Raw genomic sequence first — 17,140 nt, 5'->3', positions numbered from 1 at the left:
CCACTCGAAATCGAGTCTCCCGTTATTGGGGATGGTATAGTTTATGAAGCTTATGTAGTTTCGGTGTTAATTTTGGTCCATCGCCCCGCATCCCGCGTGTTGAATTTGTGCATGATTTTATCGTGAGCTTCCGTCAAATCAATGCCCAAAGAGTTCGCGAAACAAATGGTTATGAAAAGAATATCACCGAGTTCAAGCTCAATTGAATTGTCTTCTTCCGTGCTTTTTTTGGGCTTTTCACCGTATGTATGATTCACCTCTCGGGCTAATTCACCAACTTCCTCTGACATTCTTGCCAGCATTGATAAAGGACTGAAATATCCTTCCTTAAACTGGGAAATATAAGTGTCAACCTCTTGTTGTATATCTTTAAGTGTACGTTCGGACATGTTCACCCTTCTTTCCATCATCTTCACCGAGTTATCATTACTATGTTAAACTATAGAAGAAAAGTTGACAAATTTTTTTGGCGATAACATCAAGTATTTGGAGGAACAGGAATGAGATTTAAGGAACGATTTGCTGATCGATTTACGAATGTTGTTGCAATTATGATCGGTACGGCTATTTATGCGTTTGGTTTGCACTATTTTGTTATTTCCAATGAGTTAATGGAGGGCGGGGTTACAGGTGTTTCATTGCTGCTTAAATACGTACTAAACGTGCCACCGTCCATATCTACCCTTGTAATTAATATCCCATTGTTTTATATCGGTTGGAAAAATTTCGGCAGAGGACAGATGCTATACACCATCTTCGGCGTCGTCTCGCTGTCTTTCTTTCTATGGATCATGGAGCTGCTCATCCGAATAGAATGGCTGGTCCCATTTCACACCACGCAGGATTACTTTCTAGCAACTCTATATGCAGGTATTACACTCGGGATTGGACTCGGACTTGTCTTCCGTTTCGGAGGCACTACGGGTGGCTCTGACATTTTGGCTCATATCGGCAATAAGAAGAGAGGTTGGAGTGTTGGACAAATCATCCTCATTATTGACGTCATCGTCATTGGCTCTTCGTTCATCTATTTACCAAAAGAAAAGGTCTTATATTCACTTGTTGCCGTCTTCGTAAGCTCTCGGCTCATCGATTATATTTCCGAGGGCGCTTACGCGGCCAAAGCATTTACCATTATTAGCGATCAAGCAAGTCAATTAGCACAAGCCATTACGACGGAACTAGACAGGGGAGTGACTTTATTCCCAGCTAGAGGCGCCTACTCCGGCAATAATAAAGAAGTTGTTTATTGCGTCGTCTATCGTCATGAAACCAGAAGGCTTCGTGAACTCATTCATTCAATGGATCCTAGGGCATTCATCATTATTGGTGATGTGCATGATGTTATTGGTGAAGGATTCAAACAAAAGTAACGCAAAAAAGTGGGTCCAGCAGCTGTAGAAGCTTGCTTGACCCACTTTTATGTTTCACCTATTTTCGCTTTCTCTTGATTGCTTAACCGGCACGATATGTCGTCCTGATTGGTACATTCTCCATCCAACGAAAGATAGTACACTGACAATAATGAGACCAATACCTAACGACCAGATGATTGGCTGTCTAGGGTCTGTAATTGGCACGAAAGCGATCGCATCCTTGTTCTTCAGAAACAAATCATCCAGAACGTGATTTAGATGGTCAAGCCCTGATTCCAATTGTCGAGTAGACATAGGCTGACTATTCAAATTCGTACGGATAAAAGCAAGCAGCGAATCAAGCTTTTCGACGGAAGCGGCATCTCGGCTAATCAGCAAAGATGGATGAATAATGGCAATATGCTGCGAGAGCTTACCAAAATTCGCCAACGCCTCCTTCTGTTTATTCGCTTTAACATCCTCATTCAGGCTATTTGTATCATTTTGCAGCACTTTATAGTATTGCAGCCACATGGGCTGGTTCTTATGTGTTAGCGCATCCGTGGCTAAACGAATTTTGGCGACGGCGATCTGCCCTTCTTCTGGTGAATAGGCTGCGGCATTATAGACCCTTTTTGCTTGCGTAATCGTCTCCGTTAAAGCATTTAACCCCTCAACAGATGTAATCCCCTCGAAATGAATCTTAGGAATCTGATCAGACATTTGCATCAGTTTATTTCTTGCTTCTGTTACTTGACCATCCATGGTTTGTTTATACATATCATCGGCAATTTGGTTCAAAAAGGCTATCCGCTCTACTTGTTCAGGATCTATTGGCTTAGCGGCTTGTCCGTTTGTACTCGTGCTAACTCCACAAGCTGAGCTTATACTTATAACGGCTGCCAGCAGAAGTGTGGTCGTTAACCATTTCATACCGGAATAATTAAACATGGGACATCCCCTCCTTCACCATCATCATATGGAGGTTTGTCCCAATTTAGACCAGCTGCTATGCGGTTATGTACTTCTTTTCTTACGGATAAGCAGGCATATGACCGCAATCAATATACCAGTCATACTTAACCCTACTGTGAACCATTCTATCGTAAGTAGATTGTTATGAAGTTCTCGAGGTAAACGTGGAAAAATCCCTCTTTCATAATCCATGAAATCGTTCCAAAATGTCCAGATGGCGACAATGATAATAGCCGTTAGCCTGTACCTATACCATCGAACAAATAGCAGTGCTTCCACAGCCATTGCCAGATGGGAGCCTGTCAGCATCCAACCATCCCAGCCGACTGGAACACCCTGCCACGCACCTGTCCATATCATGGCAACCGCCCAGATTCCATATTTAAATGAGGTAATCAATGCGAATGCTTCAACAAATCCGCGAATAGCACGATAAAGCTTATTCGGTTGCCGATCCAAAGAACGGTCCATAAGCAGGAATCCGATTGATAGAGTGAAGAACAAGCTGGCTGTTGGGCTGTCCGGAACAAAATATACGTACCAAACCGGATAGTTAGCAATCGTATCGACCATTTGTGCCCAGTACCACTCATAGCCATAAACGGTTCCTAAAAGGTTTGAAATGAAAAACGCCCACAACATCTTTTTGCTGAGCAGAAAATCCTTGCTCCAAAAATAGGAAACGGACAAACCTTGCTGCAAGTAAGCTCCTCCTCTTGTGCGAACTTATCTAAAAAAACCTGACCGCTCTCGCGATCAGGTTTCCTTGTTTATTGAGCTTTTTGTTTGGATAACCATTCAGCAAGTTTATTAATATCAGCATCGCTTAAGCCTTTATCAATGTTACCTTGATATTGTTTACCCATGTTGCCTTTACCATTTTTGATAACGCCAAGAATCTCATCTTGGGACATCTTATCACCAATACCTAGCAAGGCTGGTACGCCAGAAGCCGGCATCCCTTTAAGTCCAGCACCGTGGCAAGATAAGCATGTTGCTTTCTTGTACAGTTCTGCACCAGGATCATCTGCTGCAACGATTGCTGCAGATTTCTTCGTTTCCTTCGCACCACCGCCACCAGCAGCAGCACCTTTGTTCGCGTGCATTTCTTCCTCACGCTTAATGTGCTCAGGAATGATGTTTTTCTCTTTCAATTCTACTTGGTAATGAGACCAAGAAGTATACGTCAAATACGTACAAGCGATTAGAGACAAAATCATCAAGCTTGAAGCGATTGGTCTTCTGTAGAAGCGACGCTCTTTACCTGTGTCCAAGAACGGAGCAAGAAGCAGGCCCCCGAACAGTAAACCAGGTACAACAACGGCTCCCAGAACAACATAATCACCAGATGTATATGGATATTTTAATAATTGATACATGAATAAGAAGTACCAATCCGGCATCGGAATGAAAGCAGTGTTCTTAGGATCCGCAGGATAACCTAACGGAGCTGGTTCGGTCATGACCAGTACTAGCATACCGACCAATACGACAACACCAACCATCCATTCTTTCAACAAGAAGTTAGGTACGAATGCTTCCGATTTTCCCGGATAAGCAGAATAATCTTTAGGAATCAGTCGTTGCTCTTGTGTTTTCTTAACTACGCGGGAATCCCCTACGTAAACGATTTTTTCGTCAGACTTATGACCATGCGCCACGCTATTCGCCCCTCCCTAATTTATAGCGGTCCGGAAATACCTTGTTTGCGAATCATGAAGAAGTGTCCGGCAAGCAAAGCGAGCAGAACGCCAGGCAGGAAGAACACATGAATAGCAAAGAAACGAGTTAACGTTTGTGCGCCAACAATTTCTCCACCTTGTAGTAATGTTTCGATGTAAGGTCCTGCGAAAGGTACTTCCGCTGCAATCTTCATACCTACTTGCGTAGCAAAGTACGCTTTGTTATCCCATGGAAGCAGGTATCCTGTAAAACCAAGACCTAACATAACGAAGAAAATGAGCATGCCTACCACCCAGTTCATTTCACGTGGTGCTTTATAAGAACCTGTGAAGAACACGCGCAGGGTATGTAAGAACATCATTACGATAACTAAACTAGCTCCCCAGTGGTGCATACCTCTAACGATAACACCGAAAGCTACTTTATGTTGTAAGTAATCAACGCTGGCATACGCGTTTATGATATCAGGAGTGTAGTACATGGTTAAAAACATTCCTGACAAAATTTGGATAACTGTGATGAAAAACGTCAATCCGCCGAAGCAATAAACGAAAGCGGAAAAATGATGAGCAGGGTTAACGTGTTCTGGAACCTCGTGATCTGCTACATCCCTCCACATAGGCGTAATATCAAGACGTTCGTCAATCCAGTTGTATACGTTTTTAAACATCTGATCGTGACGCCTCCTTATACTCTTGTGTTAGCATGCAGTTGTCCCACGTAAACGAAACCATTCTCTACTTTGGTTGTGTACTCATCCAAAGGCTTAGGTGCTACGGCAAGATTCTTACCTTCAGGCGTATAGTGCGCACCATGACAAGGACAATAGTACTGATCTTTGTAAGCAGGGTTATCGTTCCAGTTCACCGTACAGCCAAGATGTTTACAAGTTGGATTCAGCGCCAGAATATTACCTTTGCTGTCTTTGGAAATCCAAGCAAGCAGTTCAACATCACTTTCATACCAGCCATCTACCTGATGAACTTGAAACGTAAACGATTGTGGAACATTTGAAATTTTACTTTCCTCGACAACTTTTACCCAATCTGATGCTTTCTTCTTTTGAAGGACAGGATCTACAGCAAACCGTATCATCGGTATCATCATACCGGCTGCCATGAATCCTCCAGCGCCACCAAGGGTATAAGAAAGAAATTGTCGACGAGACATTTCGCGTTTGGTCCCGGGCTTCTTCCCATGCTGCTCTTCTTTGTGATTGTTATGATCACTCATTCTCAGGTCTACCCTCCTACATTGGCCGATGTCCGAACCCTCTCGGACGTCAGTTACCTCTATCACGTGTCGTTCGACATTACACTACATAACTAGGACATTACTAATAATAGCCTACGTCTACTAGGTCGTCAAGAATCCATAACTCCTTTTGGTCACTTGAAATCTGGGCCATTAGATAAATTTTAACGAAATTGTCACAACTTTTTGGAAGCTATAGAAATTAATTTCTCCCCTTATCCTGCACAACTTTTTTTCCATTAATACGCTTATCCGTTTAAAGTTAATCGTTCTGCTGCCATAGTTCTTGTACTTGTTTGGAAATACTTGATTTAATTAGTTCCGATTGACTTGTCCACTGCTTCATATCGACAATAATCAGCAAATCTGTTTGCTCTGCTTTCCAAAGAGCTGCTTCTGTATGTATGGTAAGACCGATTACATAGCGGAACCCCATTCTTTTTAAATGAAGTGAGATGGCATTCAACTGTTCTTTCATATCCGTACCCGTTATGTAGTGAAGCGCTGGATAGGTTACTACTCTGCCCTTATAAGGAATTTCAATCGTTTCCAGTGCATCTCGAAGCTGTTCTAACGCGATTGTCACTTGTGCCGGATCTTCAAACCCAGTCAACCCCGTCAATGGAAGTAAACAGGTGTCCAAATAAGGTTTCAATTCTGGCCAATCCTGTGCTGATATATCATTAAACTTCAACGACTCGTCCTCCCCTATTGTTTGCCAAATGTAGGCTAGCTATGTAATGTCATGAATCTCATCTTGTACTTTAATCCGTCCTTATCTGACTGTCAATCTGCTCACCCGATTGTTGACCACGCAGCGCTCCAAGCGCTTCCTCCAGATCTTGCTGCTTCACAACCAGATAAGGGCTCTCCCATTCGCCTTTTAATTGGATGTAGCGAACGGTTGCAGGTTTCAAGTCACGGTAGGATTTCGTCAATGTACGAAGCTGATCGGCTGGAATATCCGTTTTAATGGATCCTCCAATGATATCAAGCACACCTCCCCAAGCGGTCAAACCATTCAATGTAGTTAATTGATCGAGTAACTGATTAAGCACTAGCTGTTCTCTTTGATTCCGCTCCATATCAGAGGATTCTGCAGTGCCTAAATTGGATTTACGGTAACGGATAAAATCTAACACTTGTTTGCCATTTAACTGCTGTTTTCCTTTATTCAGATGAATATCCGTGCCGTCACTTTCATCCTGATAGCGCATATCCATATCAACTTCGACGGTCATTCCCCCTAATTGATCGATGAGCTTCCGAAAGCCTTCAAAATTAATAACGGCCATATAATCAATTGGGACTTGATAAACATCACTGAACAGTCTTTTGGTTTCATGAAGGGCCGTGTCTTTATTTTTATTGTAATAATAAGCATAGAAATAATTTGCTTTATGAGATCCGTTTAATCCTGACTTATCTGCTTCAATCTCCAGATCCCTTGGAATGGATACCACCGTACCTTGATGCGTTTTCGGATCAATTCGGAACAGCATCATGACATCCGTATTCAGCGATCCCTCATTACCTTCTCGTTCATCTATTGCCGTTAGAAGGAATGTTAGCGGCTTTTCTATGGGATTAGTTGCTTGCGTAACAGGTACAACGCTTTCTTCATTTAAATTTGATACTGTAGTGACTTCAGGCGCAGCAATATGATCCAGCGTCTGATTCAACTTGTTATATAGAAAAGATGCATACACTGACGCAGCTCCTACAATTAGACCTGTGATTAAAAGAACGGATGTCATTACTTTTCGAAAACGGGAGTTTTTTATCATTTTTTTCATTCGTTGTCTCCTTATGTTTGGATATAATGCTCTTTAAATGGACGCGTGGATCGCCGAATTAGTTCTTTTTTCACCCGAATTCAGCAAAAAAAGACACGTGAATAAGATTCACATGCCCTTCTGTTACGTGTTTATGGCCGCCACCAAATAAGGAATTAACCCAAAGATTGTAAGGTTTTAAGCTCAGATGTTAGAGCTAGGAACGTAGTTTGATCTCCTTTGGCTAAAGCGCGGTCAATCTCTTTATAGAGATTTTCTTCTTTATATTTGCGTATGGCATTATCCCAAACCATTTCCGCGAAAAGTGCCAGCAGCGCATCGTTAGATACATTCATTTTTCCCATGAGACCTACCTCCAAATGTTGTCCGCGGTTTGTCAGGAGCTTCTTTTTCGCAAAAACATGTAAGTCTGTTTCTTGGTGTATGCCAACCCCTTGTGTATGCCCCTACTCCATCATATTCACTCGGTACATTAGCGCTTCCTTCAATCGCCCGATTCAATAGGAATGTGTCTTTACCTATCTACTTGACGTCTTCTTTGAACCGTTTGCTTTCTTTATCCAGAAAGAGGACGACTTTATCTTCTTCAGCTACAAATGTTCCTTGAATCACTTTCGTTCCGAGCTTGGTGACTTGAATTACAGTTCCATTCTCCTGATCTTCCCCGATCCGAATTAGGCCCAAATGCATCATCATTTGTAGAATACGTTGTTCCACGATCGATTCAGAACTATCATAATAGAAAGGTTTAACAAGTTTACAAAGCACTTCTCCTAGTGATGCCATGGTCACCCATTGCCCACCTAAACGATCAATCCATGCCACTATGCTTTGGACATTCGGAATCGGATTTTTATAAAGCCGCAGCCAGAACTTATACACTTCTGCTATATTTTCTTTCTTGCCTTCTACCAACCGCGCTTTTCCCTCTTCTGTTAATCGAAGTGTTTGTGAATGCTCACTAATGAGTTGCCTGTAATAGCAATAATCATAGATGAAAGAAAACCGGTTCGGGTACTCCTTAAACATACGGCCATAACCGAATCGCCATGTCCCTTTGGGTACCATCTCTTCTTGAACTGATAATCGATTGAGAATTTGTTGAAGCTGTCTTTTGTACATAGAACCTTCCACTGTGAGTGGTATTTCCTGCTCTTGAGAGATGAACGTCAAGAAATGGTAGATGTCATCGACGATAAGTAATTGCTCATCACGATATACATGGGGTTCATCTGTTGTTTTCAGGTTTTGTTTGAACTGACCGGTTAGAACATCACTAAATCTACGCTTCAGATCTTGCGGGACATGAAATAAAAACTTCGTTTGCTGGGAATAGCCGTTAAACAACCATCCAAGTTTCTTGAATTTAATGATCATATCCCGGGGATTCCATTCCTCTGAATCCTCCTTCTGAAATCGTGATTGTTGAACTCTAGCGACAAGTTCTTCAATACTGAAAGCATTGCGAGGATCGAAAAGCAGCGAATTCAAAAAACGAATATCCTCCAAGGTTAAGCCTTGTATATGCTTCTCGAAAATCTCTCTGCGCAGCGCCGTGCTCAAAATCGATTGAATCAATTCATTCTTCGAATGACCATTGCACTCACACTCGTAGGTATGAGCAATTCGGCCTAATTCATGGATATCGGCATAACTGAGCATATCCGCTAGGTTCATTTCCATCCTACATCCCCCATTTAGCGAAGCTTTCAGCTCCGAGGTTTCTAGTAACCATTATGGGATTTTTCACCGAAAATATTCCAATCGAAATAAAAAAACATGACTCTTTCAAAAAAGTCATGTTTTACTTTATAGTCATTATTCAGTTATAGATTGTAAGTGAGTTAAACAGTTATATAATTGAAGCTCCCAGCCTTCTTCTTGGCGAAGTAGAATGGTCAGAGATGTATTCTGTAGAAAATCTTCACTATCCATGCGAAGAACCCTAAGAATCTGCACGATAAAACCACCATGAGAAATTAATAATATTTTCCCATTCGGATATGCCTGAATCAAATCTTCTTCTAGCTCTGTCCATCGTTTCCATAGATCATCATCCGACTCTTGACCTAGTTCCTGAAGCTTCCAATCGGGCCCCCAGCGCTCTTCTCTTTCCGCAACGGTAGTTCCTTCTACCTGTCCATATTTACGCTCTCTTAGCCTCTTGTCCGTGCGTATAATGGGTATCCCAGATAGGTCCGAAACAATTTGTGCAGTTTCTCTTGCTCTCATCAGGTCACTGCTTATAATGCCATCCCAGGTTTCTTGTGCTAATCTTAGTCCAAGTAACCGTGCTTGCTCTCTGCCTTCCCCGGTTAATTCCGTATCCAGCTGCCCCTGCAGCTTTCCAAGACGATTCCACTCTGTACTCCCATGTCGTATGAATCCGATTGTTGTCATTTGCTTGCCCCTCCACCATCTCTATAAAATAAAAAATGCTCCTACAGGAGCATTATGCTTTTGTTCGTGATAACCAATTCATAATAATGATTGTAGCAATTAGACCTAGTATCGAAACGACCAGTAAGTAATGCGGATAAGAGTGAATAGGTCCAACGTGGAAGCGTAAAGGTTCCATGAAACTAGGATTCAGGCTCGCTACCGCGTCTCCCATCTTATGGCCATTCATCGATTCAGCTCCTGTGGTCTTCAAGGCTTGAGGCGCTTGGAGATCAAACAAGGAATTATCCGCAGTTGCTATTGAGGATTGCGGCGTACCATCGTACACAATTGCAAATAAGAAGCTGAATACGAATAAGGCTAAACAAAAAGCAATAACAGCAGTAAGATTCCGTCTAAGCGTGTAAGAGATTGCATACATACGTTCAGAAACTGGAATTCGCCATGACTCATCTTCATAAATTCGATTCATAACCTTGCCGGAAACCATTGGCTCGTAATCAGGCAGCTCACTCTCGATCGCCGCAGTACGAATGAGGACCGTACTTTCTTCCCATATTTGAAATTCTTCTGCACATTCGGCACAAGTCGTTATATGCTCATCCACCGCGGCACGACGCAGGTCATCATTCGGCAAATCCCAATATACTCCAAATAATTCCTGGATCTCACTACACTTCATGCTCTTTCATCCCTTCGATTCTTCGAATATCGGTTCAACGAAATAAGGATCCAGTTGTAATTTAACGGATGCCCTTGCTCTAAACAAGAGTGACTTTACCGAGCTTACCGTTTGGCCTAAGATGTTCGCGATTTCCTGATAATCCATCTGATCGTACTCTCTAAGTATCAAAGCCGACCGTTGTTTCTCTGGTAAACTATTAATAGCTTCGCGAACCATAGTCACTTTCTCATTACGCAGCATAGCTTGCTCTGGCATGGCATCAAAGGATGCATGTGGCGTCAGTCCACTTTGTTCCAGCGAGACTTGAACACTTTTATTTTTGCGCAGCTCACTCAGAACCGTATTACGGGCAATAGTGTACAACCAAGTTGAAAAGGATGCCTCGATTTCACGGAAAGAATGCAAACTGCGATACGCTTTGTAAAAAGTCTCGTTACACAGATCTTCAGCAATGGCTTCCATCTGCGTATTCTTTAACATATGAAATATAAATGCAAGGATTTTACGCTCGTAACGACGCATAAGTTCATTATAAAGTTGAACATTTCCATCCTTGATTTCTCTGATCAATTGGGAATCGGTCATTACGTGGCGGCCCTCCTAGCGATCCGGGGTACCACTCCAACTGCTCATACATGTTGTACTGCGGCAGGAGTGAAAAGTTGCGGTTATTTGTAAAAGAATTATGAATTTACGTTTAAATAAAATACGAGCCTATAAAACCTTCTTGATTCATCGCGAAATTCCTGCTAGATTCGACAAATTGTTGGATAAAGTTCAATTTGCTGCGTGTCTGATGCAAACAACAGACTGTCCTTCCCATTATATAATAAAATCAGAAAAATATGGTACATAAGCACAAAAAAAAACCGCCGAATCGGCGGTTGCACTTATGGTGCGATTATCGGATAGGAGTGGAGAGAAACCATACTGTACTTTTATTATATGTATACGGTTTCATTCTGTCAATACATATTTTGAAAACGTTTACTAACTGATTATTTTAAGATTGAATAGGATGTATTTGATGCCTTTTTGCTTGTTTAATCAAATTATTGATGGAATGTGCTCGAATGAATGGACTGCCTGCATTGATCCGTGGGATTTGCATAGGATCCGTTTCCTTCGTAGTTATACCTGATTTAGTCGTAAAGGCAAACTTAACGCCGACTTCCTGCAGATACGTAATCGTTTGATCATCATAGCTTCCGAAAGGGTATGCATAGGAATCGACGGTCTTTGAGCCATTCAATTCAATCAGCTTAGAAAGACCCGTACGGCTATCGTTCAGAACTCTTACTTTGAATTCATCGTCTGTTTCCGTTACACCGTTTTGTGTTATTTTGTTGGTCAACAACGGCTTCCCATTGCTCATCGCATGCAGCCCATCTGAATGACATTGAAAATCGATACCAGCGTACTCTTTTCTCATTTTCCTAATCTCTTCTCTAGACAAGGAAGGTAAAAGTGTTCCTGCCGGGTTGTCCAGATCTTTGGTAATAACGAAGTTCACAGCTGGTATTCGCATTTTTTTGAGTATCGGAAAAGCATTGGTATAGAAGCTTTTGTAACCATCATCAAACGTTACAAGTATCGCATTTTCATGTATTGCCGTTCCCTCTGACTTGAAGCTTTTAAACTCATCCATGCTAATGAAATGATAGCCTTTCCGCTGCATAGCTTCCAACTGCTTTTCGAAAAGCTTTGTCGAAATCGTCACAGAGCCCTGTACTTGATCATCGATATGGTGATATACCAGTACGACAACTTCGTTTGAATAAATGACATCATTGGCACGCACAAGGGAAGGTAAAAAATTCATGAAAGCGATTAACAAAATAAGCATACTTATCCCTACCGATTGGATCTTCATCACGTTCGCCCCACAATATAATATGTAATATATATATGAACAGATGTCATTATATCACGAAGCTTTTTCCTTGAGAATCTATTAACAAAAATAAAATAAGCTGATCCCTTCCCTCTTTTCGAATTGTCCAAAAAAGGAAAGAAAACAGCTTATTTATCATGCGACGATGAGCGTTATACATGCACTGTGTATGGCCCACTGAGCAGCTCAGATGCCCGGTCGGCGTCTTCCTGATTTCGAAAAGAAAGACGCAGTATACCTGGAACATCTTCACGGCTTTCAATAATTTGAATGTTGCTTAAATTTATTCTAGCATTGCCGAGTAAGGTTGTAATTTGACCAATGATACCAGGATGATCGGGAATGTCAACATAAATATCGAATAAGGACGTAATCATCCCTTTTCTGCGTTCAGGCAATTGACTGCGGAACTCGCCAGCAATACGGAATTGTTCCGCAATCCCTTCGCCGTCACTTTGCTCCAGCAACTTAATAAAGCGCGACATTTCTAGATTCCAATCCTTGAGCAGTTTAAGCAGCACGTCTTTGTTGTTAACAAGAATATCGCGCCAAATCATCGGTTCACTGGATGCGATACGTGTGATATCCCTGAAGCCGCCAGCGGCCAGATTTTGATACAACGGATTCGTTTCGTTATAACCTCTTACTTGGTTAACCAATGCAACCGCGATAATATGCGGTAAATGGCTGATCGCTCCTACGATGTCATCATGTTCACGGGCGCCTACTTGAACAATTTGAGCCTTCGTTTTCTTGAGCAGCTCCGTTAGACGATCAACCTCAGATTGTGGTGTACCCTCTGCAGGTGTCAGAACATAGAACGCATTTTCAAAAAGATGCGAGGAAGCTGCCTCCACCCCATGCCGTTCGGAGCCTGCCATTGGATGACCGCCGATAAAGTAGACGTTTTCCTTGACAAAGGATGCTGCACTCTCGGTGATTGAAGCTTTGGTACTGCCGACATCTGTGATAATACAACCGTCTTTGAGAGGGAGCTGTACTAGCTGCTGGACATATTCCTCTAACATACCAACTGGCACGCATAGAAAAATGTAGTCCGCTCCTTCAACAGCTTCAGCCATATTAGTTGTTGCCGTATCGACAACATTCCGTTTTAGCAGCTTTTCAACTGACTTCGGATTCGGTGAGTGACCAACGACTGTAAATCCAGGTTTTCCTTTATAGCATAAGGCGAGTGATCCACCGATCAGCCCTACACCGAATATCGCAATTTTCGTCATGAAATCAACCTTTATGATTTAAATTAGGCCTGAACAGCAACCTCAGCAAGCACTTGTGTTAGAGCGGTAATGAATTTCTCATTCTGTTCGCGTGAGCCAATTGTAACCCGAAGTGACGTTGGGAAGCCCAACATATGACCTCCACGAATAATAATTCCTTGGCGCAGCAAACCATTAAATACATCTGCTGCAGGTCGACCAACATTGACCATGATGAAGTTACCATGTGCCGGAAATGCCTGTAGACCCAGCTTGCCAAATTCTTCTGTTAAGTATTGTAAGCCAGCCGTGTTCGCTTCTCGGCAGCTTTGGATAAAATCTTGATCTTTAATTGCGGCAAGCGCAGCAGCTTGCGCAAATCTAGTTGTGTTAAAAGGTTCTCGCACTTGATTAATTGACCGAATAACATCGGGATGCCCGATCCCATAACCAATTCGAAGAGATGCCAACCCATAAATTTTTGAAAAAGTACGCAATGCTATGACATTGCGGTATTGACCAATTAGTTCTATACTATCCGGGAATTCCCCCGTCGTGTTGTATTCGCAGTAAGCTTCATCAAGAACAATTAAAACATGATCTGGAACTTTGGACAAAAACGCCTTAATCTCCGCATCGGTATTCATCGTTCCTGTCGGATTGTTCGGATTACAAATCCAAACGATTTTCGTACGTTCCGTAATCGCAGCAAGCATGCCATCCAAATCATGTGTTCCTTCTTTCAAAGGTACCTCAATGGACACAGCCCCTTCGATTTCACAGTTATGCTTGTACTGGGGGAACGTATGTGTAGCCATAACGGATTCGTCACCTGGAACAAGGAAAGCCCGCGCCAGCATCAGAATGACTTCATCGGATCCTGCGCCAAAAATAAGCTGATTCGTTGCAACACCAAGGGATTCAGCTACAGCTTCTGTCAATTGCACAGCGCCCCCATCAGGATACAAACTGATGTTGGATAATTCCGCTTCTATCGCAGCTTTTACTTTAGGGGAGGAGCCGAAAGGGTTCTCGTTAGATGCCAGCTTAATCACTTCTGTCAAACCTAGCTCACGTTTCACTTCTTCAATAGGTTTTCCTGGTTGATAGACAGGTAAATGTACAATCGTTTGTTTCGGTTTCATGATAGTCACCTCGTCAATTAGTTATCCGAACGTTTTAATTGTCCCACAAAGTTACGAATTTGCAAGAGTCCTTCCGGGTGAGCAGCATCGTTCTCTAGATGAGGCAGTACGTTCTCAATTGTTCGTACGATGGCACTTCCTACAACAACTCCATCACAAAGCTTTTCAAAGCGCTTAACCTGTTCGCGATTCGAAATACCGAAGCCGACGACAATCGGAACATTAGCAGCTTCCCGTACCGTTGCAAGGAAATCCTCAATGCCACCAAAGAATTCGGCACGCTCTCCTGTTACACCTAGTGATGATACACAGTAGACGAATCCACGAGCTCCTGCTGCAATTCGTTTAACGCGCTCATTGGATGTTGGCGCAACCAACGGAATAAGATGAATCCCATTAGCTTCAGCAATCGCTCTTGTCTCACTGTCTTCTTCCAACGGAAGATCGGGAATGATAATGCCGCTGATTTCATTCTCCTGCATCGCTTTGAAAATGCGATCCAGTCCAATTTGTAAAACTGGATTATAGTAAGTAAAAAGAATGAAAGGCAGCTTAGAACCTCTGCTTCTAGCCTGACGAGCGACATCCATCACATCAAAGATTGAAATTTTGCGCTGTAAAGCACGTTCAGAGGAACGTTGAATCACAGGACCGTCGGCTAAAGGGTCGGAATAGGGAACACCTAGCTCGATCAAGTCGGCACCTGCGCGTTCCATTTCCAGAATAAGCTCAAGGGATGCTTCAAGGGAAGGATCTCCGATGGTCAAGAAAGGAATCATCGCTGTTTCCCCGCGCTCTTTGAGCTCGGCAAATCGACTATCAATACGGTTCATCGTTTATTCCCTCCCCATGCCGAGATAGCTCATAATGGATTCAACATCTTTATCGCCACGTCCAGAAAGATTTACGATAATAATTTCATCCTTGGACATGGTAGGAGCTATTTTAACCGTTTGAGCAATGGCATGTGCACTCTCTAAGGCTGGAATTATTCCTTCTGTGCGGCTAAGCAGCTGAAGTGCATCTAGTGCTTCCTGATCCGTGATCGGATAATACGTTGCTCGTTCAATATCTTTGAGGTAGGAATGCTCCGGTCCAATACCGGGGTAATCCAAACCAGCTGAAATGGAATGAGCCGGCAGTACTTGCCCATACTCATCCTGCAGCAAATAGCTAAGCGAGCCTTGGAAAACACCGGGAGTTCCCTTGGTCATTGTAGCTGCATGTTCTTCCGTATGAATACCGCGGCCAGCCGCTTCTACGCCAATAAGTTTCACTGATTCATCTTGGACGAACGGATAGAAAATACCCATGGCGTTACTGCCTCCGCCTACACAAGCAATTACAGCATCAGGCAATCTGCCTTCGGTTTCAAGGATTTGCTCACGTGACTCATCGCCAATGACACGTTGGAAATCACGCACCATCATGGGGTAAGGATGCGGTCCAGTAACGGACCCTAGGATATAATAAGTATCCTGAACATTGCTAACCCAGTAACGAAGCGTTTCATTACAAGCATCTTTCAACGTACGAGTACCAGACGTAACGGGAATGACATCAGATCCAAGCAATTTCATACGGAAAACATTTAACTGCTGACGCTTCGTGTCTTCCTCACCCATGAATACTTTACACTCAAATCCCATTAAAGCAGCTACCGTTGCTGATGCAACACCATGCTGACCAGCTCCAGTTTCCGCAATAATCTTCTTCTTCCCCATTCGTTTAGCGAGAACCGCTTGTCCAATGGTGTTATTAATTTTGTGAGCACCCGTATGGTTCAAATCCTCACGCTTCAAATAAATTTTGGCTCCGCCTAAAAGCTCCGTAAGCCGCTCCGCGTAATAAAGCGGTGTTGGCCGGCCCGAATATTGCTTTTGTAAGTAGCGCACCTCGGCAATAAATTCAGGATCATCTTTATATTGTTCATAAGCTTCTTCAAGCTCAATTAAAGCATTCATCAACGTCTCAGGAACATAACGGCCGCCGAACTTGCCGAATCTGCCATGCTGGTCAGGTACTTGCGTCACTTTCGAGTCACCCTTTCCACAAATGCTGTAATTTTGGCTATATCTTTTACGCCATCGGTCTCGACGCCGCTGGAAACATCTACGCCATCGGGGTAATAGGCTGTTACTAATTGATCAACATTATCAGGTTGAAGACCACCTGCTACTAGCAGCGGCACTCCTGCAGAACGCGCCCACTCCTGATAAACAGGAATGCAATCCCAAGCAAAGGTTTTACCTGATCCTCCACCATACACAGGGTCAAAGGTATCCAGTAAAACAGCATCGACAGTCCCTTTATAAGGGTCAAGCTGCGCGGCTACATCCTCCAAGCCCAGGATTTTGTTTTCTGTCTTGGAAATTGAAACGGATTTGAACACTTTCACCTGAAAATGTTCACGAACCCATCGGCAAAAATCAGGGGATTCCTGACTATGTAACTGTACGACATCAAGTGGAGCCACCGTTAGAATCTCGGTTAACTGCTCCTTGCTCGGATTAACGAATACCCCTACAGTTAATGGGATAGATACCCCTTTTGTCTCTTCTGACTTTAAAAAGGAAATCAGTTCTCCAGCCTTCTCTGCCGTAACTTGCCGCTTGCTCGGTGCAAAAACAAAACCGATATGTGCTATCGGCAAATGCACGATTGATTTTAACACTTCAACGCTTTGAAGTCCACAAATTTTTACCGTTGGAACCGTCCCCACAGCCATCAAAT

At 42.9% G+C, this 17,140-nt stretch carries 20 protein-coding genes; 1 reads left to right on the top strand and 19 read right to left on the bottom strand.

Annotation, left to right across the window (positions count from 1 at the left end; translation table 11 throughout):
- Positions 1–50: 50 nt before the first annotated feature.
- On the bottom strand, positions 51–389 hold the full coding sequence (locus QFZ80_RS10580; RefSeq protein WP_307546877.1) for a nucleotide pyrophosphohydrolase: 339 nt from the start codon (positions 387–389) through the stop codon (positions 51–53).
- A 111-nt stretch (positions 390–500) separates the two neighbouring features.
- Between QFZ80_RS10580 and QFZ80_RS10575 the strand changes: the two genes are divergently transcribed.
- Positions 501–1,373: a YitT family protein gene (locus QFZ80_RS10575; protein WP_307546879.1), complete on the top strand. Its 873-nt coding sequence runs from the start codon at positions 501–503 to the stop codon at positions 1,371–1,373.
- A 54-nt stretch (positions 1,374–1,427) separates the two neighbouring features.
- Here the strand turns inward: QFZ80_RS10575 and QFZ80_RS10570 are convergent, their stop codons facing one another.
- The 18 genes from QFZ80_RS10570 to QFZ80_RS10485 form a co-directional block, all read right to left on the bottom strand.
- Positions 1,428–2,306, bottom strand: coding sequence for a sporulation protein YpjB (locus QFZ80_RS10570; RefSeq protein ID WP_307546881.1), 879 nt, complete (start codon positions 2,304–2,306; stop codon positions 1,428–1,430).
- Between the two features lie 66 nt (positions 2,307–2,372).
- The gene (locus QFZ80_RS10565; RefSeq protein ID WP_307546883.1) at positions 2,373–3,032 is read right to left on the bottom strand and encodes a DUF1405 domain-containing protein; all 660 of its coding nucleotides are present in this window, start codon (positions 3,030–3,032) and stop codon (positions 2,373–2,375) included.
- 68 nt (positions 3,033–3,100) lie between these two features.
- Positions 3,101–3,991, bottom strand: a complete 891-nt coding sequence (locus QFZ80_RS10560) for a menaquinol-cytochrome c reductase cytochrome b/c subunit (protein ID WP_307546884.1) — start codon at positions 3,989–3,991, stop codon at positions 3,101–3,103.
- A 20-nt stretch (positions 3,992–4,011) separates the two neighbouring features.
- Positions 4,012–4,683 carry a menaquinol-cytochrome c reductase cytochrome b subunit gene (gene qcrB, locus QFZ80_RS10555; protein WP_307546885.1) on the bottom strand — a complete coding sequence of 224 codons (672 nt, stop codon included), beginning with the start codon at positions 4,681–4,683 and terminating at the stop codon, positions 4,012–4,014.
- A 17-nt stretch (positions 4,684–4,700) separates the two neighbouring features.
- On the bottom strand, positions 4,701–5,246 hold the full coding sequence (locus QFZ80_RS10550) for a QcrA and Rieske domain-containing protein (RefSeq protein WP_307546887.1): 546 nt from the start codon (positions 5,244–5,246) through the stop codon (positions 4,701–4,703).
- A gap of 283 nt (positions 5,247–5,529) precedes the next feature.
- Positions 5,530–5,961, bottom strand: a complete 432-nt coding sequence (locus tag QFZ80_RS10545) for a DUF2487 family protein (RefSeq protein WP_307546889.1) — start codon at positions 5,959–5,961, stop codon at positions 5,530–5,532.
- A 70-nt stretch (positions 5,962–6,031) separates the two neighbouring features.
- Positions 6,032–7,063 (bottom strand): LCP family protein, encoded by a 1,032-nt coding sequence (locus tag QFZ80_RS10540; RefSeq protein WP_307558757.1) that lies wholly within the window; start codon positions 7,061–7,063, stop codon positions 6,032–6,034.
- 155 nt (positions 7,064–7,218) lie between these two features.
- Complete coding sequence (locus QFZ80_RS10535) at positions 7,219–7,407, bottom strand: IDEAL domain-containing protein (protein WP_047674234.1); 189 nt, start codon at positions 7,405–7,407, stop codon at positions 7,219–7,221.
- Positions 7,408–7,585: 178 nt separating this feature from the next.
- The gene (locus QFZ80_RS10530) at positions 7,586–8,740 is read right to left on the bottom strand and encodes a hypothetical protein (RefSeq protein ID WP_307564082.1); all 1,155 of its coding nucleotides are present in this window, start codon (positions 8,738–8,740) and stop codon (positions 7,586–7,588) included.
- A gap of 141 nt (positions 8,741–8,881) precedes the next feature.
- Positions 8,882–9,463: a histidine phosphatase family protein gene (locus QFZ80_RS10525; RefSeq protein WP_307558754.1), complete on the bottom strand. Its 582-nt coding sequence runs from the start codon at positions 9,461–9,463 to the stop codon at positions 8,882–8,884.
- A 52-nt stretch (positions 9,464–9,515) separates the two neighbouring features.
- Positions 9,516–10,145 (bottom strand): anti-sigma factor family protein, encoded by a 630-nt coding sequence (locus QFZ80_RS10520; protein ID WP_307546894.1) that lies wholly within the window; start codon positions 10,143–10,145, stop codon positions 9,516–9,518.
- A gap of 6 nt (positions 10,146–10,151) precedes the next feature.
- Positions 10,152–10,733 (bottom strand): RNA polymerase sigma factor, encoded by a 582-nt coding sequence (locus QFZ80_RS10515; RefSeq protein WP_307546895.1) that lies wholly within the window; start codon positions 10,731–10,733, stop codon positions 10,152–10,154.
- Between the two features lie 418 nt (positions 10,734–11,151).
- Complete coding sequence (locus tag QFZ80_RS10510; protein WP_307558751.1) at positions 11,152–12,021, bottom strand: polysaccharide deacetylase family protein; 870 nt, start codon at positions 12,019–12,021, stop codon at positions 11,152–11,154.
- Positions 12,022–12,194: 173 nt separating this feature from the next.
- On the bottom strand, positions 12,195–13,283 hold the full coding sequence (locus QFZ80_RS10505; RefSeq protein ID WP_307546897.1) for a prephenate dehydrogenase: 1,089 nt from the start codon (positions 13,281–13,283) through the stop codon (positions 12,195–12,197).
- 23 nt (positions 13,284–13,306) lie between these two features.
- Entirely contained in the window at positions 13,307–14,407 is a 1,101-nt protein-coding gene (gene hisC / locus QFZ80_RS10500) for a histidinol-phosphate transaminase (RefSeq protein WP_307546898.1), read from the bottom strand.
- A gap of 17 nt (positions 14,408–14,424) precedes the next feature.
- Positions 14,425–15,240 carry a tryptophan synthase subunit alpha gene (gene trpA, locus QFZ80_RS10495; protein ID WP_307546899.1) on the bottom strand — a complete coding sequence of 272 codons (816 nt, stop codon included), beginning with the start codon at positions 15,238–15,240 and terminating at the stop codon, positions 14,425–14,427.
- 3 nt (positions 15,241–15,243) lie between these two features.
- The gene (gene trpB, locus QFZ80_RS10490; RefSeq protein ID WP_307546900.1) at positions 15,244–16,440 is read right to left on the bottom strand and encodes a tryptophan synthase subunit beta; all 1,197 of its coding nucleotides are present in this window, start codon (positions 16,438–16,440) and stop codon (positions 15,244–15,246) included.
- Positions 16,437–17,135 carry a phosphoribosylanthranilate isomerase gene (locus QFZ80_RS10485; RefSeq protein ID WP_307555575.1) on the bottom strand — a complete coding sequence of 233 codons (699 nt, stop codon included), beginning with the start codon at positions 17,133–17,135 and terminating at the stop codon, positions 16,437–16,439. Before QFZ80_RS10485 ends, trpB begins: the two co-directional genes overlap by 4 nt.
- Between the last annotated feature and the right edge of the window lie 5 nt (positions 17,136–17,140).

It is taken from the genome of Paenibacillus sp. V4I7, from assembly GCF_030817275.1.
GTDB lineage: Bacteria > Bacillota > Bacilli > Paenibacillales > NBRC-103111 > Paenibacillus_E.
Note: the sequence above shows the minus strand (reverse complement) of the source record. Positions and strands in the feature narration are given on the sequence as shown.